This window comes from Paenibacillus sp. S28 (assembly GCF_016624415.1).
GTDB lineage: Bacteria > Bacillota > Bacilli > Paenibacillales > Paenibacillaceae > Paenibacillus_AQ > Paenibacillus_AQ favisporus.
Genome location: NZ_JACVTM010000010.1, coordinates 56,299 through 78,500, shown reverse-complemented (window position 1 = coordinate 78,500; position 22,202 = coordinate 56,299). Strand labels below are relative to the sequence as shown.

21 protein-coding genes are annotated in these 22,202 nt (G+C 55.1%); 3 read left to right on the top strand and 18 right to left on the bottom strand.

Features of this window, described 5'->3' with window-relative positions:
- Window positions 1–235: 235 nt before the first annotated feature.
- From gltB to thpR, 5 genes are all read right to left on the bottom strand, one after another.
- The gene (gene gltB, locus IAE55_RS22450; protein ID WP_200633937.1) at window positions 236–4,834 is read right to left on the bottom strand and encodes a glutamate synthase large subunit; all 4,599 of its coding nucleotides are present in this window, start codon (window positions 4,832–4,834) and stop codon (window positions 236–238) included.
- A 386-nt stretch (window positions 4,835–5,220) separates the two neighbouring features.
- On the bottom strand, window positions 5,221–5,706 hold the full coding sequence (locus tag IAE55_RS22445) for a ferritin-like domain-containing protein (protein ID WP_200633936.1): 486 nt from the start codon (window positions 5,704–5,706) through the stop codon (window positions 5,221–5,223).
- Window positions 5,707–5,801: 95 nt separating this feature from the next.
- Window positions 5,802–6,485 (bottom strand): metal-dependent hydrolase, encoded by a 684-nt coding sequence (locus tag IAE55_RS22440; protein WP_076175040.1) that lies wholly within the window; start codon window positions 6,483–6,485, stop codon window positions 5,802–5,804.
- Window positions 6,486–6,540: 55 nt separating this feature from the next.
- A complete protein-coding gene (locus IAE55_RS22435; RefSeq protein WP_105442053.1) occupies window positions 6,541–7,398 on the bottom strand; it encodes a cell wall hydrolase in 858 nt (285 codons plus the stop codon).
- 256 nt (window positions 7,399–7,654) lie between these two features.
- Window positions 7,655–8,272 carry an RNA 2',3'-cyclic phosphodiesterase gene (gene thpR / locus IAE55_RS22430; RefSeq protein ID WP_200633935.1) on the bottom strand — a complete coding sequence of 206 codons (618 nt, stop codon included), beginning with the start codon at window positions 8,270–8,272 and terminating at the stop codon, window positions 7,655–7,657.
- Between the two features lie 322 nt (window positions 8,273–8,594).
- On the opposite strand from thpR, the gene IAE55_RS22425 reads away from it, so the two are divergent.
- On the top strand, window positions 8,595–9,566 hold the full coding sequence (locus IAE55_RS22425; protein ID WP_145946630.1) for a D-2-hydroxyacid dehydrogenase: 972 nt from the start codon (window positions 8,595–8,597) through the stop codon (window positions 9,564–9,566).
- A gap of 340 nt (window positions 9,567–9,906) precedes the next feature.
- Here IAE55_RS22425 and IAE55_RS22420 read toward each other — a convergent pair whose 3' ends face one another.
- From IAE55_RS22420 to glpK, 5 genes are all read right to left on the bottom strand, one after another.
- Window positions 9,907–10,857 carry a TRM11 family SAM-dependent methyltransferase gene (locus tag IAE55_RS22420; protein WP_145946629.1) on the bottom strand — a complete coding sequence of 317 codons (951 nt, stop codon included), beginning with the start codon at window positions 10,855–10,857 and terminating at the stop codon, window positions 9,907–9,909.
- A gap of 142 nt (window positions 10,858–10,999) precedes the next feature.
- The gene (locus IAE55_RS22415) at window positions 11,000–11,938 is read right to left on the bottom strand and encodes an LLM class flavin-dependent oxidoreductase (protein WP_200633934.1); all 939 of its coding nucleotides are present in this window, start codon (window positions 11,936–11,938) and stop codon (window positions 11,000–11,002) included.
- A 28-nt stretch (window positions 11,939–11,966) separates the two neighbouring features.
- On the bottom strand, window positions 11,967–13,376 hold the full coding sequence (locus tag IAE55_RS22410) for a deoxyguanosinetriphosphate triphosphohydrolase family protein (protein ID WP_200633933.1): 1,410 nt from the start codon (window positions 13,374–13,376) through the stop codon (window positions 11,967–11,969).
- A gap of 315 nt (window positions 13,377–13,691) precedes the next feature.
- Window positions 13,692–15,356 carry a glycerol-3-phosphate dehydrogenase/oxidase gene (locus tag IAE55_RS22405; RefSeq protein ID WP_200633932.1) on the bottom strand — a complete coding sequence of 555 codons (1,665 nt, stop codon included), beginning with the start codon at window positions 15,354–15,356 and terminating at the stop codon, window positions 13,692–13,694.
- Between the two features lie 56 nt (window positions 15,357–15,412).
- Window positions 15,413–16,903 (bottom strand): glycerol kinase GlpK, encoded by a 1,491-nt coding sequence (glpK, locus tag IAE55_RS22400; protein ID WP_200633931.1) that lies wholly within the window; start codon window positions 16,901–16,903, stop codon window positions 15,413–15,415.
- 547 nt (window positions 16,904–17,450) lie between these two features.
- Between glpK and IAE55_RS22395 the strand changes: the two genes are divergently transcribed.
- Complete coding sequence (locus IAE55_RS22395; RefSeq protein ID WP_076175060.1) at window positions 17,451–17,816, top strand: hypothetical protein; 366 nt, start codon at window positions 17,451–17,453, stop codon at window positions 17,814–17,816.
- Window positions 17,817–17,829: 13 nt separating this feature from the next.
- On the top strand, window positions 17,830–18,006 hold the full coding sequence (locus IAE55_RS22390; protein ID WP_200633930.1) for a hypothetical protein: 177 nt from the start codon (window positions 17,830–17,832) through the stop codon (window positions 18,004–18,006).
- Here the strand turns inward: IAE55_RS22390 and IAE55_RS22385 are convergent.
- The 8 genes from IAE55_RS22385 to IAE55_RS22350 all read right to left on the bottom strand — a co-directional run bounded on the left by IAE55_RS22385 (window position 17,990) and on the right by IAE55_RS22350 (window position 22,201).
- The gene (locus IAE55_RS22385) at window positions 17,990–18,307 is read right to left on the bottom strand and encodes a hypothetical protein (RefSeq protein ID WP_094595183.1); all 318 of its coding nucleotides are present in this window, start codon (window positions 18,305–18,307) and stop codon (window positions 17,990–17,992) included. The genes IAE55_RS22390 and IAE55_RS22385 overlap by 17 nt on opposite strands.
- Window positions 18,308–18,396: 89 nt before the next feature.
- A complete protein-coding gene (locus IAE55_RS22380) occupies window positions 18,397–19,140 on the bottom strand; it encodes a glycoside hydrolase family 73 protein (protein ID WP_200633929.1) in 744 nt (247 codons plus the stop codon).
- The gene (locus IAE55_RS22375) at window positions 19,137–19,406 is read right to left on the bottom strand and encodes a phage holin family protein (protein ID WP_094595181.1); all 270 of its coding nucleotides are present in this window, start codon (window positions 19,404–19,406) and stop codon (window positions 19,137–19,139) included. The genes IAE55_RS22380 and IAE55_RS22375 overlap by 4 nt, the downstream gene beginning before the upstream one ends.
- Window positions 19,407–19,432: 26 nt before the next feature.
- On the bottom strand, window positions 19,433–19,723 hold the full coding sequence (locus IAE55_RS22370; RefSeq protein WP_240913446.1) for a hemolysin XhlA family protein: 291 nt from the start codon (window positions 19,721–19,723) through the stop codon (window positions 19,433–19,435).
- A gap of 93 nt (window positions 19,724–19,816) precedes the next feature.
- Window positions 19,817–20,053, bottom strand: coding sequence for a hypothetical protein (locus tag IAE55_RS22365; RefSeq protein WP_200633928.1), 237 nt, complete (start codon window positions 20,051–20,053; stop codon window positions 19,817–19,819).
- Between the two features lie 16 nt (window positions 20,054–20,069).
- A complete protein-coding gene (locus IAE55_RS22360; RefSeq protein ID WP_145137093.1) occupies window positions 20,070–20,723 on the bottom strand; it encodes a hypothetical protein in 654 nt (217 codons plus the stop codon).
- Between the two features lie 15 nt (window positions 20,724–20,738).
- A complete protein-coding gene (locus IAE55_RS22355; RefSeq protein ID WP_200633927.1) occupies window positions 20,739–21,830 on the bottom strand; it encodes a hypothetical protein in 1,092 nt (363 codons plus the stop codon).
- A gap of 17 nt (window positions 21,831–21,847) precedes the next feature.
- Window positions 21,848–22,201, bottom strand: a complete 354-nt coding sequence (locus tag IAE55_RS22350) for a hypothetical protein (protein ID WP_200633926.1) — start codon at window positions 22,199–22,201, stop codon at window positions 21,848–21,850.
- Between the last annotated feature and the right edge of the window lies 1 nt (window position 22,202).

Sequence of the window (22,202 nt, the reverse complement as noted above, 5' to 3'; positions counted from 1 at the left end):
TCAGCCAAGTGACTAGGTCTTTTTTATTATATCCCAAGCCTCTTCTGGATGTTGTCGTCTAATGGGACAATTGCTTTTTGAAGCAGGTTCTATTTTTGTCGAAAAAAATGGGCATACGATTTATGTCTCCAATTGAAAACATTTCGTATGCCCTTTCCAGCAATTATTGCGCAAATATGAAAATTTCAACCTTGTTGATAGGAATTATGTCTTTATAACATCCGGTTTGGAAGAATTAGTTGTTTCCCGCTCTCGCGAGCTCGCGCATGTTGGCTTCGAAGGCGGCCAGCAGGGCAGCTTCGCCGCTCAGTCCATTCTCCTGAACCTTGCGGATTTGCTGTGTCATCCGCTTGTAATCCTTCGGAATGACGCGGACAAACTGGCCGAGGCTGTGCTCCCAGTCTTCCAGCACACGCTCACCGACAGCACTCTCCGTGTAGTTGACATGCTTCTCGATCATGCTCTTCAGTTCCTGGACTTCCTCTGCATCTTCAACGCGCTCCAGAAGAATCATCTCCAGGTTGCAGCGGTCGATAAACGTACCCTGCGGATCATAGACGTAGGCGATGCCGCCCGACATGCCTGCGCCAAAGTTACGTCCCGTTTCCCCAAGGATGACGACGCGGCCGCCTGTCATATATTCGCATCCGTGATCGCCAACGCCTTCAACGACGACATTCACGCCGGAGTTGCGGACCGCAAAGCGTTCGCCGGCGATGCCGCGGATGTACGCCTCGCCGCTTGTCGCGCCATAGAAAGCCGTGTTGCCGATAATGATGTTCTCTTCGGCCTTGAACGTCGATTTCGGCGACGGCTTCACGATCAGCTTCCCGCCGGACAACCCTTTGCCGGTGTAGTCATTCGCGTCGCCAACCACGGTCAGCGTGATGCCCTTCGGAACGAAGGCGCCCAAGCTCTGGCCGGCCGTTCCCGTAAAGGTCAGCGAAATCGTGTCTTCCGGCAGGCCGGCTGCCCCATACTTCCGCGTGACTTCGCTGCCGAGAATCGTGCCTACGGCGCGGTCTACGTTCGTAATCGAAAGCTCGCCGGTAACCGGCGTTCCGTCTTCCAGCGCCGGTGCCGCCAGCTTCAACAGCTCACGCATATCCAGCGTCTCTTCGAGACCGTGGTTCTGGGTCTTCGTGCGGTAGCGCGTGCTACCTTCCGGAAGCTCCGGTGTGTGCAGCAGAACGGACAGATCGATGCCTTGCTTCTTCCAATGTCCGTTCGCCTCTTCGGCATCCAGGCAGTCCGTGCGTCCGATCATCTCTTGGATCGTACGGAAGCCGAGCTCCGCCATAATTTCACGCATATCTTCAGCCACGAATCTCATGAAGTTAACGACATGCGCCGGATCGCCCATGAAGTTCTTGCGCAGTTCCGGATTCTGGGTAGCTACCCCCACCGGACAGGTGTCCATCTGGCAGACGCGCATCATAATACAGCCAAGTGCCACGAGCGGAGCCGTAGAGAAGCCATACTCTTCGGCACCCAGCAGCGCTGCGACGGCCAGATCGCGTCCGTTCAGCATTTTGCCGTCCGTTTCCAGGACGACGCGGTCGCGCAGGTTATTCAGGATGAGCGTCTGGTGCGTTTCCGCAACGCCCAGCTCCCAAGGAAGACCCGCATGGCGGATGGAGCCCTGCGGCGATGCACCGGTACCACCGTCATATCCGCTGACGAGGATAATGTCGGCACGGCCTTTGGCCACCCCGGCCGCGATCGTTCCGACCCCAACCTCGGACACGAGCTTCACGTTGATGTTCGCGCGCGGATTGGAGTTCTTCAGATCATAAATCAGCTCCGCCAAATCCTCGATCGAGTAAATGTCATGATGCGGCGGCGGAGAAATCAAGCCCACGCCCGGCGTAGAACCGCGCACTTCGGCAACCCAAGGATATACTTTACGGCCCGGAAGCTGTCCGCCTTCACCCGGCTTCGCTCCCTGCGCCATCTTGATTTGAATTTCGTCCGCGTTCACCAGGTAGTTCGACGTCACGCCGAACCGGCCGGACGCCACCTGCTTGATCGCGCTGCGGCGGGAATCGCCATTCGCATCCGGAATATAACGCGCCGGATCTTCGCCGCCCTCACCGGTGTTGCTCTTGCCGCCGATGCGGTTCATCGCAATCGCGAGGCTTTCATGCGCTTCCTTACTGATGGAGCCAAAGGACATGGCACCGGTCTTGAAGCGTCTCATAATGGACTCGATCGGCTCGACTTCCTCAATCGGAACCGGAGCTCCTACCGGTTTCAGCTTCAGCAGCGAGCGGATCGTCAGATGCTTCTCGTTTTCACCCTGAACAAGCTTCGCGTACTTTTTGTACACCTGGTAATCGCCGGTGCGTACGGCCTGCTGAAGCAGGTGGATCGTCTGCGGGTTGAACAGATGCTCCTCCCCGTCCTTGCGCCATTGATAGTCACCGCCGGAATCGAGCACCTTGTCGCTTCCGTCCTTGTCGGTAAAGGCGCGGTTGTGGTGGGCCAGCGCTTCGGCCGCCACTTCTTCCAGGCCGATGCCGCCGATGCGGGACGGCGTACGGGTAAAGTACTTCTCGACAAAATCCTCTTTCAGGCCGACGGCTTCAAAGATTTGTGCGCCGCGGTAAGATTGGATTGTCGAGATGCCCATTTTGGACAAAATTTTCACCACGCTCTTCGTCGCGGCTTTGATATAGTTTTTAACGGCTTTCTCGTGCGTCACGCCGCGCAGCAGCCCCTGTTGGATCATGTCGTCCAGCGTTTCGAACGCCAGGTAAGGGTTGACGGCACTCACGCCGTAACCGAGCAGCAGCGCGTAATGATGCACTTCACGAGGTTCGCCGGATTCGAGCAAAATGCTGACTTTCGTCCGCGTTCCTTGGCGGATTAAATGATGATGCAGGCAGGATACGGCAAGAAGCGCCGGAATCGCCGCATTTTCTTTGTCCACGCCGCGGTCGGACAGGATCAGGATGTTGTGGCCTTTCTTGATCACGCGGTCGGCCGCTTCACACAATCCGTCAAGCGCCTTGCGCAGGCCTTCCGCCCCCTCCTCTGCCGGGAAGAAGATCGGAATCGTCATCGACTTGAAGCCGGGACGATGCACGTGGCGGATCTTCGCGAAGTCTTCATTCGAGAGAACCGGCGTATCCAGACGAATCTGGCGGCAGCTCTCAGGCTCCGGATGCAGCAGGTTGCGTTCCGGTCCGATCGTCGTTCCGGTCGCAGTGATAATCTCTTCGCGGATCGCGTCAATCGGCGGGTTGGTCACCTGCGCGAACATTTGTTTAAAGTAGTTGTACAGGCGCTGCGGCTTGTCGGACAGCACCGCCAGCGGCGCGTCGTAGCCCATCGAGGCTACCGCTTCCTGGCCGGTCGAAGCCATCGGCTCCAGCACCTTGCGCAGATCTTCGAACGTATAGCCGAAGGAGAGCTGCAGCTGCTGCACGTTGTCATGCTTCGGATTCGGCAGCTCCGGCGCGTCCGGAAGCTCATCCAGATTGACCAGATGCTCGTCGAGCCACTCGCGGTACGGCTGCTCGGCAGCGATCTGGGCTTTCACTTCCTCGTCGGAAATGATCCGTCCTTCCTTCGTATCGACGAGCAGCATTCTGCCCGGACGGAGACGGTCCTTGTACAGGACATCCTCAGCTGGAATGTCGAGCACGCCTGCTTCCGAAGATAGAATAATCAGGTCGTCCTTCGTCACGTAATAACGGGACGGACGGAGTCCGTTCCGGTCAAGGATGGCGCCGATCTGCACGCCGTCGGTGAACGCCATAGCCGCTGGTCCGTCCCACGGTTCCATCAGCGTGCTGTGGTATTCGTAGAACGCTTTTTTCGTTTCGTCCATGCTTTCATGGTTGTTCCAAGGCTCCGGCACCATCATCATGGCGACGTGTGGCAGGGAACGTCCACTCAGGTACAGGAACTCAAACGTGTTATCGAACATGGCGGTATCCGAACCGTCCGGATTGATGACCGGCTTGACCTTCTCGAGGTCATCCCCAAAAATATCGCTCTTAAACAGCGACTGGCGCGCATGCATCCAGTTCACGTTGCCGCGGAGCGTGTTGATCTCCCCGTTGTGAATCATGAAGCGGTACGGGTGCGCCCGTTCCCAGCTCGGGAAGGTGTTCGTGCTGAAACGCGAGTGAACGAGGGCGATCGCCGTCTCCACCAGCTCGTTTCTCAGATCCAGATAGAACTGCCCCACCTGAATGGTGGTCAGCATCCCTTTGTATACGATTTTCCGGCACGAAAGGCTGGAAATATAGAAGGAGTCCGCCTGCGGAGCGTCGCCATAACGGATGGCCAGCTCGGCGCGTCTGCGGATGATGTACAGCTTGCGCTCGAAGTCCATTTCGTCCTTCACATCGATGCTGCGTCCGATGAAAATCTGCCGTACGTACGGCTTGGCTTCCTTCGCGGATTTGCCCAGCATCTCGTCATAGGTCGGAACGTCGCGGAAGCCCAGGAATTGCTGCCCTTCTTCCCGGATGATTTCGACGAGCCGGCTCTCATGAGCCTCCCGAACGGCTTCGTCGTGGGAAAGGAACAGCATGCCTACGCCGTATTGCCCCGGTTCAGGCAGCTCAAAGCCGATCCGGGCCGCTTCTTCCGCAAAGAAGCGGTGAGGAATTTGCAGCATGATCCCGGCGCCGTCACCGGAATTGGGCTCGCTGCCCTGTCCGCCGCGGTGCTCCATATTCTCGAGCATCGTCAGAGCCTGGCCTACGATCTCATGGGAGGCCCGGCCTTTGATATGAGCGACGAAGCCCATGCCGCAAGCGTCTTTTTCAAACTGCGGATCATAAAGTCCCTGCTTAGGGGGAAGTACCGTATGTCTCATGGAAAGCAACCTTTCTATCTTCAGAATAAATAAATGCAAGTAAATCCAGATACATCAAAATAAACCAGTACGAAGACGACATTGGCTACAAGAATAATACTTCATGCTCACTAGGGGAATGGGGTATGCGACAACGGCGGAAATCCTCGTTGCATGGGGGAATGGTTTTCTTTTTGTTATAAAACGTCGATAATTATTCAAAATGAATTGGTTATATTATTTTAACACCCACTAAACCTCTGCGCAATTTAAACTTTTTATGAATGTGATAAGAAATGTTTTGCAGTGAAGCATTAAAGCGGCATGTTGTAATTAACCTGAAAAGCGTATGATTATTCATTTCAACTTGGTTTTTTCCAATATACAGAAAAACAGCCTCCCCCATCTCAAGAGGGAAGCTGTTTGTCGGCGATGCCAATGGTGCCCTTGTGCTTCATGTCGCCTTTTTCGTGGAAATAATTGCTGTACAAAAACTGCAGCCGGCTGACCCAGCGCATTTCGCTGTTCATCGCGCGCAGCATCAGCTTCTGGACCTTCGGGTCCGTCGCCGTCAGCATCAGGTCCGAATAATTCCACGCATTTTCGAGTGCGTCATCGACGGTCGTTTTCAGTCCGGTTACATACGCCCTGGGCGTTTCAACCTTGCTGAAGACCGGGTAGCAGCCGGTATGCTCATAATAGAGACGGGTTAGCTCGGCAAGACGGCCCTGCCGCTCCTCTTCGACCACGCGGCTGAAATAAATCCGGTGGTCCGGGGGAGCCAGCTCCTGAAGCCTTCGTCCCTTACGGATCGCTTCGTACTCGCCCTGTACGGCTTTCTGCAGCTCGCCGGCCGGCAAATACCCGTTATGTTCACTAGTTCGGTAAAACAATCAACCCCCGCCTTTCCGATAGGCTAATGTTACGATACTGTATGCCCGGATACGGCGGGGGGTGCCATTTGTCAAAGCCACCGCTTCATCAGCGGTCAGATCTCAATGCTCTCTCCCGGCTTGAGCGCGTGTCCTTCAATGCCTTCCTGATGAAGACGGTCGCAGAAGAGCGTACTGTTCTGGTTAATGGCAGGGAAAGTGTTGTAATGCACCGGGATGACGCGGTCGGCCCGCAGCCATTTGGCCGCCAGCAGCGCATCGTCCGGTCCCATCGTCAGCACGTCGCCGATCGGCAGCGCGGCAGCATCGATCTGATTCATTTCACCGATAAGCCGCATGTCGCCGAACAGCGCCGTATCTCCCGCATGGAAGAACGTTTTGCCGCCCATGGTCAGCAGGATGCCTGCCGGTTCTCCGGCATAGATCAGCGCGTCGCCGTCCTGCACCGCAGAGCTGTGGAAAGCCAGCGTGTATTTGACCTTGAATCCGTCAAACTGCTGCTGCCCCCCGATGTTCATGGCAAAGGTTTTCGCGCCCTTCTTGCGACAGAACTCCGCCAGCTCGAACACGGCGACAATCGGACAATCATTCGCTTTGGCAATCTCCAGCGCATCGCCAAAGTGGTCGGAGTGCCCATGGGTGAGCAGCACCGCATCAACACGGATATCCGCAGGCGCAATACCCGATGCCGGATTGCCCGAGAGAAACGGATCGATGATCACGCTCCGGCCGCCTTCCTCTACCACCACACAGGAATGACCATAATACGTAATTTTCATATGAACGCCACCTCCTCATTATCCTTTACCCATAAACATTTTAAACTTACGGGATTTATTTGTAAAAGGAGTGGTTGCCGATCGTCTTGGCCAAGGTCCGTGTATGGTGAACCGTCAGGTCGTCGGCCAGCTTCAGCGACAGAAAATAATACGTATCATCCGAGACTTCCTTGCGTCCGTTAAGCGCCTCATTGACGGCATGAATCGAATCCTCGTTCGGCTTCACACGGTCAAAACGGCCGTTCGCCACAGGACTGAACTGATATCTCTGGTAAATGACTTTTCTAATCGTATCGGGAAAATTGGCTGACCGCAGCCGGTTCAAGACAACATTGGCCACAGCCACTTTGCCTTTGTACGGTTCGCCTTCGGCTTCTGCCATCACGATTCTACGGAGCAGAAGCACGTCCTCAGCGGTTACCTTGTACTGTTTGGTCGCTTCCGACTTCTGGGAAGGACTGAGCAGTTTGGTCCGGCTGAAGAATAACGTGGTGGGGGGATTCAGTTTTGGATCCAGCTTCGGCTTGGCTGCAACAGCTACAGCTTTCTTTGCCTTAGGCTTTGCTTGCACAGCTTGGGCCTTTTTGGCGGCAGCCGGTGTTTGTGCTGAAATCCCTTCAACAAAAAGGGGATGATGCTTAACGTTCCATTTTTTCAATAAATTTACATTCAAAAGCTGCACGGAGTTTTCCGCGGTTAACGGGTGTTTTGCCCCCTGTATGGATAAATGCTGCGGGCTTGCGCCTGCTTCATCGTTCTTGCTGTATGTTACGGCCCCCAGTTGATTCGTGCTGTCGTTATACTGCATTTTGTGCATCTGCTCGTTTTGCAGCAGCATGCAAATTGCAGAGAAACACACCAGAAGCACACCGATCAGCAGTGCCATCCAGCGGTTTTGACGTAATGTGTACATGTTTCTCCTCCTATATTTCCGGCACATTCCCTCTTTAAGTAACCAAAAATACAGGTTTTGAATAACCTTTGGAAACATTTTCAGTCAATTGCTGTATCCGAGATCGTACAATAACTGACAAACAGGACAGTCTTTACAACACATGTTGCTTAGGAACGGCACAAATTTACTTCACAGGATACGGCAACAAAGGGAATTCGATATTCGATCATGTGCGGAAAAATATATTCGATTTCTATTGCTATTTATTTCCAGTCTACGAATCTTTCATTTGAACGGCCTCTAGTATCTCATACATTGGCTTTTCGTGCAAATGCGTGGAAAAAAGTACAAATTCATCGGCCTCCCAAATCAGAGGCTGATTTTTCCCTTCAGAACCGGATTTTTCCACTGTCAAAGACGGTAAATTGGAGCCTGTAAAAGGCGATTTTCCCGCGTATTTACGGGCAATCGTGACATGGGGACGGTAAGGCCTCGCCTCTTTTGCGAACCCCAGTTCCCCCATCTCGGAAGTGACCGCTTCATAGAGCTTGTCCAGGCCGCCGGATTGGTCAATTACTCCAGCCCATAACACCCGGGGAGACTCCGCTGGCCCGAAGGTGCCAAATGCTCCAAATTCCAGTTGAAATGGGTTGATTTTCAAGGAGGCCCTTTTTAAGGCAGACACGATTTCCGGCACTCTTCCAGCATCAGCGTCTCCCAGAAACTGGACGGTAATATGGTAATCCTCCCCGTGCGTCCATTTTTTAAAAGCGAGCTCTTTCTCGTTCCGGTGCCTCCATTCTTCCAGTAATGATCGGATCGATTCCGGTATCCGGACCGCGACGAATAGCCTTAAAGGCTTATCTTGAACTTGTTTCTCTTTCATTTTCATGCAAGTACTTCCCCTTTCTTCCCCTTTGCGCCGCATAAAATGATCCTGTAAAAATTGGTACCGAAGGTATAATTCGCATGAATTCCTTCATTAATATAGTTTCGCCTTTCGGGCCCATTGTCATGCAGCAGAGTTACGCAAAAGCATACGCTTAGGAGGGCGTTTACTTGACCGCTGCTCCCTTTCATTCACTTGGCCTCGGGTGACCCTGTTGTATATCGTTTCAAATCTGTTATCCTGAATATATTCATAATATATAGATTGAACTAAAGTTGCACAAACGCCACATCAAGGGTACATACATGAAGGAGGCTGAAACGGTATGAAGCAAATTGTTTGTCTGCATTCCCTGACTCTGGAGCAGACCCGCTTGATTGAACAAGCCGCTCCCGGCTATAAGCTGACCGTCGTCAAAAGCACCGATGCGGATCCCGCACTCGTGAACGAAGCGGAAATATTGGTTGGCTGGTCCAGGCAGATTGCCGATCAGGTGCTGAATCAAGACAGCCGGCTGAAATGGCTGCAGGCCTGGTCGGCCGGCGTGGACACGCTTCCTCTGGACAAGCTCGAACAGAAAGGCGTGCTGCTGACGAATTCCAGCGGCGTCCATGCCATTCCGATCTCGGAGACGATCCTCGGCATGATGCTCTCCTTCTCGCGTCAGCTGCACGTCTCGGTCCGCAATCAGCTCAAGCACAGCTGGGAGACGAATCTGGCCGCGCCGGGACGGGACACCTTGTCCGAGCTGCACGGCCGGACGGCCGTCATCGTCGGCGTCGGCGAGATCGGCAGCGAGACAGCTCGCCTGGCCAAGGCGTTCGGGATGCACACCGTCGGCGTCCGCCGTTCCGGCAAAGCCGATCCTCATGTGGACGAGATGTTCACCATGGACGGGCTCCACAAGGCGCTGAGCCAAGGCGATTACATCATCAGCGTGCTGCCGCTTACCGATGAGACGCATCACCTGCTGAATGTCGATGCCTGGGCGGCGGCCAAGCCGGGCGCCTGCTTCATCAATGCGGGCCGCGGGCCGACGGTGGATACGGCATCCCTGCTCGAAGCGCTCCGCAGCGGGCAGATCAGCTGCGCCGGGCTCGACGTGTTTGAGAAGGAGCCACTCCCTGAGGACCACCCGTTGTGGGACATGGAGCAGGTCATCATTACACCGCATGTTTCCGGAAGCACCGACCGGTATACCGAGCGGGTCATCGATATTTTTGTCGAAAACCTGAAGGCCTACGTGCAGGGAAAAGAGCTTCCGCGTAATCTCGTCAATTATGAGCGTGCTTATTAATACGGACATCTCTCAGCAGCTGTCCCCCCGCAAGGTGGAGTTTTGCCTCCGAAATTTTCCGGATGCTATGCGAGCGTCCTGATATACTCGGAGCATGAAAAAAGGCTGTCCCGCGTTACCGGTCGATTCAGACCGGATCGTGAGACAGCCTTTTTGGCTTAAAGTGCTCATGATGAGCACTGAGATGATTGACTTGACTTCAACTCATGATGGTAATCTTCTTCTATTATAATGAGAAACTTCTACTATTAGGATGAGAAACTTCTACTAATATGACGAGAAACTTTCTTCTATTATATAGTAGAAAGTCATCGCATGCCGGATGGCTTACCCGCCTCCGTCACCCGCAAAGCCAGACATTCCGGACAAAGCTGCCCTTCCACACCCGGGCGCTGTCCAGAATGGCAAAGCCCGCCTGCTGAATCGATTCCACCGCTTCCTCCGTCGATACAATAACAGCCCGCTTCGCCATACGGCGCAGGCTCTGCAGCATGACGAGCCGCTGATCCGTGCTGAGCACCGAGCACAGGTTGTACGGCATGTCCAGGACGGCCGCATCGAAGCGTTCCGTCACCTGCGTCATGTCCCCGAGCGTCACCACCTCCGGATAGCCGAAGTGCTTCAGGTTGGCCCGGGCCCCCCGGATGGCCAGCGGATTGATATCCCAGCCCCGGATGTCGATGCCCATCGACAGGGCTTCGATCAGCACGTTCCCCATGCCGCAGCAGGGATCAGCGGCCCGGACACCCGCGGGCTCCGGCACAAGGATGTTCACAAGCGAACGGGCGGTCGTGACGCTGAGCCCGGTGGAATAATTGTGCGGCTTGTCCTTGTGCAGCCGCCAAGCGCGTTCGGGATGCCGGCACCATCCAAGCATCCACTGTCCCTCGGCGGACAGAAGGCCGAACTGCACGTCCGGATGCTTCATCTCCGCCTTCCCCCGGATGCTGCTGCCGACGCGGCGCTCCAGCATCCGCTGGTCCTCGTAGGAGCAGGGATCGCCGGATTTTACGTACGTTACTTTGAATGTGGCGTCCCCAAGCTCTAACTCCGAAGCCTGCCGGGCAATTTCTTCGACCGAGTCGCCCTGTATCAGCACGTCCAGACGCATCGACACATACGGACTGCGGTCCGGGTCAAGCAACCGGGAGCTGCGCAGCATTGGGCCTCTCCCTTTCAAAGGTTTCGCCTGCCCGAGCAGAGCATTCAGCTCCATCCGGCACAGCTCCGTTTCCGACTCGTGGCTGGCGTACATATAAATAAACTCCGATGGTTCGGATGTCAATTCCATAGTTCCTCCGTTCGTTCTTCCTATCTTCGGGCTCCATTGCGGTCTAACCGTTCGGCACCGTCCTTACTCTACATTCCCGAATTCCCATTCCCAATCAAGAACCGCGTGTGCAGAATGGCAGGCGAGCTAGTCTGGCTCCCTTTTATAAGCACACCGACGCCAGCAGCCGGTAGGATTCCAGCCGCTCGGCATAACTCATCACCGGCGTGGTGACCAGGAACTCGTCACACCCGAAGGAATCCGCCAGCTCCAGCAGCTTCGACTTCACCTGCTTTGGCGACCCGGTGATCAGCCGGGTCGCCTGCGGCTGCGGCTCGCTGGCCTCAGCTCCCGGCCGCTCGACTTCCGGCAGGGCTGACCGGCGGGACAGCGCCAGTGCCTCCTGCTCGGTCGCGGCGCAAATGACGCCGATGGCCGCGATGCTTCTCGGCTGCTCCAGCAGCGCCGACGGCTTGAAGCCCTCCCGGTAGGCCGCCAGCACCTCGGCGCCGTCGCGGTCGCTCATGAACTGGCCGAACACATAGCCCGTGCCGTTCTCCGCCGCGAAGCCGGCGCTTTTGTTGTTCGTCCCGAGCATCCACAGCTCCGGCTGGATCCGCGGGACGGGCTTGGCCGCGACCGGCACGTCCTCGTACGCATAGCGGTCCTCCAGCAGCTCGATCAGCCCGCGGACGCGGGCCGGCATCTCGGCCACATGCTGCAAATAATTGCCGCTCAGCGCCATCGAGGCATGCGCCGAGCCGCCGGGCGCCCGGCCGATGCCAAGATCGACGCGGCCGGGGTAAAGCGCAGCCAGCATGCGGAAGTTCTCCGCGACCTTCAGCGGGCTGTAATGCGGCAGCAGGACCGCTCCCGACCCGATGCGGATCCGCTCGGTCCGGGCTCCGATATGCGCCAGCAGCACTTCCGGCGCGGCGCAGGACAGGTTCACCAGGTCGTGGTGCTCCGCCGCCCAATACCTGGTGTAACCCCACTGTTCTGCATGGCGGGCCAGGCTGGCCGCTTCCTGCAGTGCTTCCTCAAAGGACGCCTCTCCTATTTTTGGTACAAGATCCAGCACGCTAAGTTTAAGAGCGCCCATCCAGTCCTTCCTTCCCTTCTATGGCTGCCTAATCCAGGTCGTAGATGGAACCTACCTTCAATCCGTACAGCTCATTGTAAATTTTTTCAGCAAACGCATCCGTCATGCCCGCAATATAGTCGATCACCATGTGCTCCCACGTCCAGATCGGATTCGGCCCGGCCTGATCCTTCTCGAACCGCTGCAGCCAGTCGGAGGGGATAATCGATTTGGAGGCGACCGGATCGAGAAAAGCGTCCCACAGCCGCTGGATCATCCACTCGCTGCGCTTCTGCAGCCGCTGCACCCGCAGGTCGCGGATCATCGTGACCCACGCGAAGCTTTTCAGCACGCTGACGGTGCGGAGCATATCCTGATCCTCCTGGCCTTCCTTGACGAAGGTCACCTTCTTCCAGTCCCCGTCGTCAATGACGCCGAGGCTGCTGACAAACAGGCTTACCCAGTAAGCCTTGACCTCGCGGCGTGTACGGGAGTAGTCAAACTCGCAGTACGGAAGCTTCTCATTCCACACTTTTAAAAAGGACGTCAGCACTTCCTCCACCTTGTAGCGGATATGCTCTTCCGGGCAGTTATCCCAGAACGCATCCTCCAGCGTCATGACTTTCTCGACAATCAGGCGCAAAATATGCGGATCTTTCAGAAAATGCTCGTGCACTTCAATTTTCCCGGCCTTGATGCCGTCTTCGAGGTCATGGGCCGAATAGGCGATATCGTCGCATAAGTCCATCAGCTGGGCTTCGAGCGTCTTTTTGCCTGCAGGAATGCCCCAGTCCTGGCGGATCTGCGAAATATAGCCCCATTCGTGCTGGTACAGCCCCTTTTTGAGCAGGGTGCCGGGATACGGATATTTATTGATGCCGAGCAGGATCGCGTCGGACAGGTTCAGGCCGTCCACATTTTCCCGCTTCTCCAAAAACATGATCAGCCGGAAGTTGTGCGCGTTGCCTTCGAAATGCTCGTATTTCTTCCGCAGCCTAGCGCGGACGTCGTTCACTTCATCCGTGGACAGATGCAGCCCCTTCACGGCTTCTTTCGTCCGGTCCCGGATCAGCTGATCCAGAATGCCGTCCAGCACCTCTTCCCCTTTATGTCCAAAAGGAGGATGGCCAAAGTCATGCGCGATCGCCGCGCACTCCACCACCTCCGGATCGATTACGAGCCCCGGGTTGTCCGCCTGCTCGTCGCTGACCTCAGGATGTGCCCGCAGCAGGCTGCGCGCTGCTTCCCGGGCGATTTGCGCCACCTCAAGCGAGTGGGTCAGCCGCGTCCGGTAATAGTCCCCCGTACCCGCGCCGAACACTTGGGATTTGCCCTGCAGCCTCCGGAACGTCGGCGAATGGATCAGCCGCGAATAATCCCGCTCATATGGCGCGCGGGACGCGTCGGATTTCACTTGTTCGGGGTACTGCCGATGCTCTCTTTTTTCTTTAATGTTCATGTACAGCACTCCTCTCACGACAGTATGGTTTTTTTATTATAAGCGATTTTGCTGGAGGTGTACTAACATGGGACGCGGGCGAGTGCCTATTTTCCATAAAAATGCAAAGTTTATCGCAAATATCCGAACAGTTGGTGTCAACATCACTGACAGTGGATTGACAGGAAGGCATCGTTTTCTCATTGATTCCCTGTCACCGCCGAGGCCAGGAGCCTGCGGGTTTTGATGGGTATCATCCCAAGCCAAAAAGGAACCCTTCATCCTGGGGATGAAAGGTTCCTGATGGAAATACTGCATTCGACTGCCTTATAATGCTTAATCGGATTCCGCCGGCTCCACGGCCTCCTGCAGCGCACGGTCGAGATCGACCGCGTACGCTTCCTTCGCCGCCGGGCTCCAGTTCAGCACGCTGCCCATATATTCGATGACCGGCGCCTTCCAGGTGCGCACGAGCTGAATATCGAACAGCGTCGCGCCGAGCCGGCGGGTAAAAAAGTCCACCGGCGTCGCCGCCATCTCCGCTTCCAGCGCATAGGCCAGCTGGCCGAACAGCATCAGCGGCAGTCCGTGCGCTTCCGCCTTCGCCCGGTGGCTCTGGATCAGCCGGAAGACGCCGGATGCATTCGTGCCGTATTTGCCGGCGATCGCGAGGGCTTCATCCGGGGCCAGCCCCGCCTCGATTCCGGTCTGGGCGGTCTTCCGCACGAAAGGCTCATACTGCGCCGAGCCGCCGAAGTCCCCGCCCGAAATCGGCAGATGCTTCGTCTGGCATGCTTTAAACGGGCGCCCTGTTTGGTCAGTCAGCTCCCGGGACAGCACGTCCACAATCGTCTCGGCCATCTTCCGGTAGCCCGTCAGCTTCCCCCCGGCGATCGTCAGCAATCCCGAGCCGGACTCCCAGATCTCGTCCTTGCGGGAAATTTCCGACGGATCCTTGCCCTGTTCAAGAATGAGCGGCCGGACCCCGGCCCAGCTGGACTCCACATCCTCCGCCGTAATTTGCAGCTCGGGAAACATATAATTGATCGCGTTAATAATATAGTCCCGGTCTTGGTACGTCATCCGGGGATGCGCCGTATCCCGGTCAAAGAAAGTATCCGTCGTCCCCACATACGCCTTGCCGTCGCGGGGAATGGCGAACACCATTCTTTTATCCGGCGTGTCGAAGTACACCGCCTGCTCCAGCGGAAACCGGGACTGGTCGATGACCAGATGGACACCTTTGGTGAGGCGCAGCGTTTTGCCCTCCTTCGACGCATCCTTCTCGCGGATGCGGTCAACCCACGGCCCTGCGGCGTTAATGACCTTAGCGGCGTGGACTTCATAGGTGTCCCCGGTCAGCTGGTCGTGGACCACCGCGCCGCGCACGTTATTCCGGGCGTCGTACAGCAGCTCCTCGACCTTGCTGTAATTGAGCGCGAAAGCCCCGTGCACCACAGCCGCTTTCATCACTTCGATCGTCAGACGGGCGTCGTCGGTGCGGTATTCCACGTAGTACCCGCCGCCCTTCAGCCCCTCCTTCTTGATGAGCGGCTCCTTCGCCAGCGTCTGCTGCGGGGAGAGCATCATGCGGCGCTCCGCTTTTTTTACGCCGGCCAAATAGTCGTACACCCGCAGTCCGAAGGACGTGCTGAACTTGCCGAACGTGCCGCCCTTGTGGATCGGCAGCAGCATCCACTCCGGCGTCGTGACATGCGGACCGTTCTCGTACACGACCGCCCGCTCCTTGCCGACCTCGGCGACCATTTTGACCTCAAACTGCTTCAGGTAGCGGAGCCCGCCGTGCACCAGCTTCGTCGAGCGGCTGGATGTGCCTGCGGCAAAATCCTGCATTTCCACCAGCGCCGTCTTCATCCCGCGGGTCGTCGCATCCAGCGCGATGCCTGCCCCGGTGATACCGCCGCCGATGATCAGGACGTCAAACTTTTCCTGTTTCAAGCTGTCCTTGATTTGTTCACGATTCGTATTGGACCATATCATCTGTGCTTATCTCCCTCCAGATCGAAAAAGAGACCCCCCAAGATATGTTTCTGTGTTTATTTAAAAGCCATGGCTGCATGTACGGCCTTCTTCCAGCCTTCGTACAGCCCGGTTCGCTCCTTCTCTTCCATAACCGGCTGGAACTCGCGCTCGATCGCCCACTGGCCGGAGATGTCCTCCTGGCTATTCCAGTAGCCGACAGCTAGACCCGCCAAGTAAGCAGCGCCCAGCGCTGTCGTCTCGTTAATGACCGGCCGTTCGACCGAAACGCCGAGCATGTCGCTCTGGAACTGCATCAGAAAATCGTTGTGCACGGCACCGCCGTCGACACGCAGCGTGGTAAGCTCGATACCCGAGTCGGCCTCCATCGCGGACAGCACATCCTTCGTCTGGTAAGCCAGCGATTCCAGCGTCGCCCGGATAAAATGCTCCTTGGACGTGCCGCGCGTCAGGCCGAACACCGCTCCGCGCACATCGCTGTCCCAGTACGGGGTGCCGAGCCCGACGAAGGCCGGAACCACATACACGCCGTCCGTTGAAGCCACGCGCGCTGCGTAAGTCTCGCTCTCCTTCGACTCCTTCAGCATCCGCAGCCCGTCGCGCAGCCACTGGATAGCCGAGCCCGCCACGAAAATGCTGCCTTCCAGCGCATATTCCACTTTGCCGTTGATGCCCCATGCGAGCGTCGTCAGCAGGCCGTGCTCCGAGCAGACCGCCGTTTCGCCGGTATTCATCAGCATAAAGCAGCCGGTGCCGTAGGTGTTCTTGGCCATGCCCTTGCTGTAGCACGCCTGCCCGAACAGGGCCGCCTGCTGGTCGCCTGCAACGCCGGCGATCGGCACCTCTGTGCCGAAGAAGTGGTACGGTACCGTCAGGCCGTATACCTCTGAGGATGGACGCACCTGCGGCAGCATGGAGGCCGGAACCCCCAAAATCTCCAGCAGCTCGTCGTCCCATTGTAACTCGTAAATGTTATACATCAGCGTGCGCGATGCGTTCGAATAGTCGGTCACATGCGCGCGGCCGCCGGTAAATTTCCAAATGAGCCACGTATCGATCGTGCCGAACAGCAGCTTGCCCTGCTCCGCCTTCTCCCGGGCGCCTTCGACTTCGTCAAGAATCCATTTGACCTTCGTACCGGAAAAGTACGGATCGATCAGAAGCCCTGTTTTGGCGCGGATGGTGTCGTCAAGCCCTTGGGCCTTGAGCTCCTCGCAAATGCCGCTCGTCTGCCGCGACTGCCACACAATCGCATGGTACACGGGATCGCCCGTTTCCTTATCCCACACCACCGCGGTCTCCCGTTGGTTCGTGATGCCGATCGCCGCGATCTGCTCGGGCTTCACGCCCGATTCCGACAGCACAGACGCGATCACCGACAGGACCGATCCCCAAATCTCATTGGCGTTATGCTCCACCCAGCCTGGATGGGGAAAATGCTGCGTTATCTCCCGCTGGGCCGTATGTACGGCTTCTCCTTTTTCATTAAATAAGATAGCCCGGGAACTCGTCGTCCCCTGGTCCAGTGATAAAATGTATTTTTCCATAGAACCCTCCCTGCTCCGTCAGCGAACGATGCGCTCGTTGTGGTTGTGCACATTCGGGATGTTGCTGGATGTATATCCGGTAAGGAAGACAAACCATGTCGCTTGGTGACGTTTACATGGTTTTCCTTAGAGACATCATACTATATTTGGAGCGGGTTCGGGTTAACAAAATCGAAGATTGGCGAAGGAAATGGCGAGTACAGATGATGGGACTGATGAGGTTCTTGGGGAGAGTTGAAGGGCGAGAAAAGGAGTGGTAAAAGAGGGATTTAAGACAGGGTGAGGGCGTGGTGATGACGTTTGAGGACGTAGTGAGGACGTAGCTAAGGACATTGTGAGAACTTGGCGATGACGAAGCAGAGACATTGTGGGGACGTAGTGAGGACGAAGTGGAGACATTGTGGGATATGACGATGACGTAGTAAGGACATTGTGAGGACCCATTACAGAGGAATGGAAGCTATATCAAACGGATAAAATTATTATATTGTAATGCGTATCGATACACTATATAATAAACAACAAATATCCAAGGAGGGGCTTTTGCATGAACTATTCGATTAACCTGTTCGGCTATCACGTGGACTGCAAGCTGAACGTCGAAGAAGACCGGCTGCAGCTGGACATTGCCGAGGAAGACCAGAAGTCGCTGAAGCAGTATTTGATCCGGGTGCTGCCAAAATACGGCCGCGAAGCATCCCAGACTTCGACGTTGGACGAGCTGGTGAAGCTCGCGATCGATGCTGAAAAAACGATGGAAGGCCACATGTCCGAGCCGAAGCTCAAGCTGCCTTACGAATTCCAGCCGGAAATCAAAGAGAAGCTGATCGAAGCGGCGGCGCTGCAGGACATGTCCGCTACCCAGCTGCTAATCCGGATTATCGAGCGTAAATACCAGGAAGTTATGGGGTAAAGGGGGTTGGGTTATGCCATACGGCAACAAGGTTAAATTTCATTACGACGTGCCTGCCTACATCAAAAAGCAGCTTGCCGAAGCGGCCAAGAAGCTGAACATGACCGCCACGGAGCTGCTGTCCAAAACGATCGAGGAAGAATACGAGCGGGTCAAACACGAGCAAGCTTCTGCTAACTCCGGGAAATAACGGGGATCTGGGCTGCGAACCTTTCCACGGAACGGGCCTGTTCCACGGAAAGACTCAGGTATTCATAGTCCTGACCGATCCGGTCGCATGACAGCAGATGGCACTCTGTATAGTCGTCAACCGGATCGTGTTCCAGGAGATACACGCGGATGCTCGGGTTCAAGTCCTCGATTTTGCAAAAAAACATCGCTTCCGGGGCGGCGTCCATAATCGCCTTGATGCGTTCCCGCACGCAGCCCGGCAGCAGCGGCTCTAACAGCGAAAACGTCTGGATGGTCGGTTGGTATTCATAAATCAGCATAAGCGGATGCCTCCCTTTTAGTATGAAAAAAATTATGATTTCCCTCCTGCCTGACTTGTCTCTATCTATGATTGGTACTAGCGTTCTCGCTAGAGCACCTTCAGCCGCTGTAAAATCGTCAGCACCCTGTACAGATCGTAGCTTCCGTTCACCGGGGTGCTAATGATCTTCGCCTCAACCGCCGCATTTACCGCAGATTCCGCCCAGGCCGGTACCTCCATCTGCTGCCGCGCCTCCAACGCGGAGATCCGCTGCTCCACTTTTTGCAGAAGGACCTCAAGTTGGGTCAGGCGTTCCGCTTTTTTCTTCAAGTCATCCAGCTGTTGGGCCAGCTCAGTAATGCTAACACTCATTTCGGTGTGCTCTCCTTTCCATGCATCATATTGAGGCAGTCCATACTGCTCCATAATCGCGATTAGCTTGGACGGGTATTTCGGATCGGTCGCGTAGCCGCCTTTCCAAACTGCTTCGGCCGCCTGCCGGTATTCTGCGTGCAGCACGCCGTGGTACCGCGTCGGCTTATCCTTCGTGCCGTTCAGCAAAAGCTTGGAATGGTCGGCAATGGACTCCGTCCAGGAGTGATATTTGCGAAAAGATGCCGCCACCTTCACCGACTTGCCGTTGACATACTCTGTGGTGGGCATTTCTACGCTTCCCGCTGTGCCCTTGCCTTTGATGCCGAACAGGTTGTTTGCCTGCCGGGCAAGACCGCTTGTCCCCCAGTTGGATTCCAGAATCGCCTGGGCGATCGTTAAGGAAGCTGGAACACCGGTGGCCTGCATGTCAGCGATGGCGCAGGGGGCGAGGGTGGCGATGAATTCGGTTTGATTCAATCCGAGTCCCCTACTTTCTTCGTCTGCTTCACAACCTGGTGGCCGAATACTGCAAAGGCTCCCGCCAAAATCCCCTGGATGAACGTCTCCGCGTTCCAGCCATGCATCCAAACCGTAAGTAACACAGCGGCGATGACCACCATGTACACGATGCTCCAGTCCGGCACTGATGGCGTCTGTTTCATGACATATCCCAAAACCCAGCACACAGCTACCACAATCAACAGCTTCGGGTCGATCAACTGCCAAATCATATCCCAATCCATGTTTCATCCATCCTCCTAGTAATTGTTTAATGTCCTGCAAGCTGAACGGCGGCTGCGATGGCACCCATCACGATCGTGATGGCCGCACCGCTGACCGTACGCCACAGCCATTTTTGGCCGTCCTCGATCCGGTCCAGCCGTTGATGTGCTGACTTAACCGACTGCATGGCTTCCCGGGCGAGTTCCTTGGTTGTCTCAATCGTGGCGGCCAGCGTCGGCACTTGCTCCAAGGTTTTTTCAATACGTGCGAGTTGAATTTGAATCTCCACCAAAGCTTTGGTCGCATCCTCCACGTCACTCACCCTTTCGTGTGGCACGGCGTTCCCCTCCTTTGAAAATGTGGATGTGAAAAAGCCCTCGGAATGGATTCTGAGGGCGAAAATAGCGCCTTAGGAGTCGCTGAGGATCTCTTAAATAATTTCGTTGAATCCCCTCATATTGTTCGGATCACTTTCACGCAGGGCTGGTTTTACTTCTTCTTCTAGATCTAGAGCAGTTTGAATAACATCCTCATACATTTCAAGGAACTTATCAACAGGTGTATAAATACCGTAGAAACCAATTTGATTTCCCCATACAATTACTTGTCCCATTAAATCGTGATTTACAACAGTATAAGTTTTCTCAATCCATTCTTTAGCCGTCATAGTATATCTCCTTTGATTAGGGTGTTGAACCTATACAATTTAGGTTATACAAATTATTGTAGATCTGAGCGGCAGTTGGGTTGTTTAGCCTCACATTATTCCCGATCATAATATTTATTTGAACTCCTAATCCAATTGAGATTGAACCACCGTATAACGCTGCCCCGCTCCCCTGTGATGGGCTACTGGGTGAATTACCTTTATCCAACATAATCGCTCCAAGTACTTGAGTCATCCCAGGTACAATTACATCAGCATATGAGTACCCAGGAATACCGGGCGGTGATACCATGGTTGTAACAATCACTGGGGCCCTTTTAATTGTGATAGCTCCATCATAGATTCCTGCAGGCTTTACAATATCTGAATTTCCCGGTGTAATTGTCTGCGGTCCTGTCGCCTGTGTTATTAGACTACCATTAACTTTAGTACCGGCCTTATAGCCATATTTTCCAGAACGAATATCCCCAGCGGAAACTGTTGCATCACCGGTCATGGCTAAGTTTTTATCGTTAACAAAGTTCACCAGGTCGGCCATGGTCTCGTTGCCCATAAGCGTGATCCCTTTCGCCTGCAGCGCTTCTTTCAACTCGGGGATTTGGTTAAACCCCGTTAGTGCCTGCAGCTTAGCAATAACGTCCAATAGTTTGGCTGAGCTTGGTAATGGCATATGTTAGCCTCCTTTCTATGTCCTTATTGAAATACCAGTAATCGTTATTCTTGTTTCTAGGTAGCCATTAGTCCCTGCGGTGCTAGTACTTACGACTGAATGCTCAGCTGCCAGTCTTATAGAGTTATTTGTGGATTTAGAGAAGTAAAACCATGAGGAATAGCTGCCACCAGTAGGCCGCTGTCGAACCCTACCGTTTTCGTGGTCAATCTCGAACCAGTCATAGTCCCAGTAAGTATTCCCAGGAAAACCATAGCTAAAGCTTTGGTCAAATATAGTGCACACTGCTTCGTCTGTTACCTCATCGTACAGTTTTAGAGTCAGCTTAGCTGAATCTCCGGGGTACACAGCCCCCGGAGTAGCCATAACGTGACAGCTGATTCCATTGGACTGTATGCCCATTAATACCGCATGTCCACCCTTTTTAATGCCTGTTAGGATGTTCCATTGGTACGTATTGGTGGACCTCAAAAAAGTAAAGTTATTAGTACCGAAGTCGTAAAAATACCCTGCAGTCGGAGCTTTGCCCGCGAGCCCGAATATATTTTTACCGGATACGATATTCGCGGCGACAAAGTTAGGCTCGACCTGCGCTAAATGAGCCTTTGTGACTCTGATTTCCCCGCCTCCAGCTCCTCCGTCCTGATATCCTTTTTCAGGATAGACAGCCAGGTCCTTATTGTCCGGCCATATAGCTACAGCGGCGGGTGTCCTAACCCCAGTAAGGTATGGCATGGTCCCTTTCTGCCCTGCGATCGTCGTATCGTTCAGGACTTTGGATGTAGGCACCACGACCGCCGAAACCTTCCCGCCGCCGTTGTGGTAGCCGGCGGGAATAGGAATGTCCCCTGGTCCTGGGGTGATCGTCTGCGCCCCTCTGTACTGCATGCTGACGATCGCTGCGCGGATCGTCGACCATGACGCCGCTGTCGTTAGGTTCAGCGCCGGGTTCAGAGTGTTTAGCTTGTTCACGACGTCCAGCTTGATCGCGTCGTTGTTCGTTTCCGCCACGTTTGTTACATCGATCAACGCTGTGAGGTCTGTTTGGCTAATTCCTTGACCGGAGCCGATCCCGCGAGCCCTCAGCGCATCTGTAATGCTTGGCATGCCTCTCTCCTCCTTCCTTAGCTGTCTGCGTACGTCTTGTTTACGACGTTTCCAGCGCTGTCGTAGGTCAGCGTCCAGGTCCGTGTCTTGGTGCCCCCAGGCATGCCCAGCGTCCAGGTGTCCGTCGTGTATTTGCCGCTGCTGTTCTTGTTCGACAGCTGACAGCTGATTGCCACGCTCCCGTCTTCTGGCCGAAGGTATTGAACCTTTGTGTAGACCTGCGCGTCTGCGTCCCAAGACGATGTATCCACCTTCTCCTGGTATGGCCGGTTCAGAAAATCAATAATATCCAAGTTTGCATTGTATGCGGCCAGATTGTTATTATCAGACCCCTCTGGCCGCTGGATACCGCTCGGTAAAGTATTAGCCATG

Excerpts from the sequence above, each read along its gene's own strand:
- IAE55_RS22425 (WP_145946630.1), top strand. The coding sequence starts at position 8,595 with ATGAAGCAAATTGTTTGTCTGCATTCCCTGACTCTGGAGCAGACCCGC.
- IAE55_RS22350 (WP_200633926.1), bottom strand. The coding sequence starts at position 22,201 with ATGGCTAATACTTTACCGAGCGGTATCCAGCGGCCAGAGGGGTCTGAT.
- glpK (WP_200633931.1), bottom strand. The coding sequence starts at position 16,903 with ATGGAAAAATACATTTTATCACTGGACCAGGGGACGACGAGTTCCCGG.
- IAE55_RS22410 (WP_200633933.1), bottom strand. The coding sequence starts at position 13,376 with ATGAACATTAAAGAAAAAAGAGAGCATCGGCAGTACCCCGAACAAGTG.
- thpR (WP_200633935.1), bottom strand. The coding sequence starts at position 8,272 with ATGAAAATGAAAGAGAAACAAGTTCAAGATAAGCCTTTAAGGCTATTC.
- IAE55_RS22375 (WP_094595181.1), bottom strand. The coding sequence starts at position 19,406 with ATGGATTGGGATATGATTTGGCAGTTGATCGACCCGAAGCTGTTGATT.
- IAE55_RS22390 (WP_200633930.1), top strand. The coding sequence starts at position 17,830 with ATGCCATACGGCAACAAGGTTAAATTTCATTACGACGTGCCTGCCTAC.
- IAE55_RS22365 (WP_200633928.1), bottom strand. The coding sequence starts at position 20,053 with ATGACGGCTAAAGAATGGATTGAGAAAACTTATACTGTTGTAAATCAC.
- IAE55_RS22360 (WP_145137093.1), bottom strand. The coding sequence starts at position 20,723 with ATGCCATTACCAAGCTCAGCCAAACTATTGGACGTTATTGCTAAGCTG.
- IAE55_RS22355 (WP_200633927.1), bottom strand. The coding sequence starts at position 21,830 with ATGCCAAGCATTACAGATGCGCTGAGGGCTCGCGGGATCGGCTCCGGT.
- IAE55_RS22415 (WP_200633934.1), bottom strand. The coding sequence starts at position 11,938 with ATGGGCGCTCTTAAACTTAGCGTGCTGGATCTTGTACCAAAAATAGGA.
- IAE55_RS22420 (WP_145946629.1), bottom strand. The coding sequence starts at position 10,857 with ATGGAATTGACATCCGAACCATCGGAGTTTATTTATATGTACGCCAGC.
- IAE55_RS22440 (WP_076175040.1), bottom strand. The coding sequence starts at position 6,485 with ATGAAAATTACGTATTATGGTCATTCCTGTGTGGTGGTAGAGGAAGGC.
- IAE55_RS22435 (WP_105442053.1), bottom strand. The coding sequence starts at position 7,398 with ATGTACACATTACGTCAAAACCGCTGGATGGCACTGCTGATCGGTGTG.
- gltB (WP_200633937.1), bottom strand. The coding sequence starts at position 4,834 with ATGAGACATACGGTACTTCCCCCTAAGCAGGGACTTTATGATCCGCAG.
- IAE55_RS22385 (WP_094595183.1), bottom strand. The coding sequence starts at position 18,307 with ATGCTGATTTATGAATACCAACCGACCATCCAGACGTTTTCGCTGTTA.
- IAE55_RS22405 (WP_200633932.1), bottom strand. The coding sequence starts at position 15,356 with ATGATATGGTCCAATACGAATCGTGAACAAATCAAGGACAGCTTGAAA.
- IAE55_RS22395 (WP_076175060.1), top strand. The coding sequence starts at position 17,451 with ATGAACTATTCGATTAACCTGTTCGGCTATCACGTGGACTGCAAGCTG.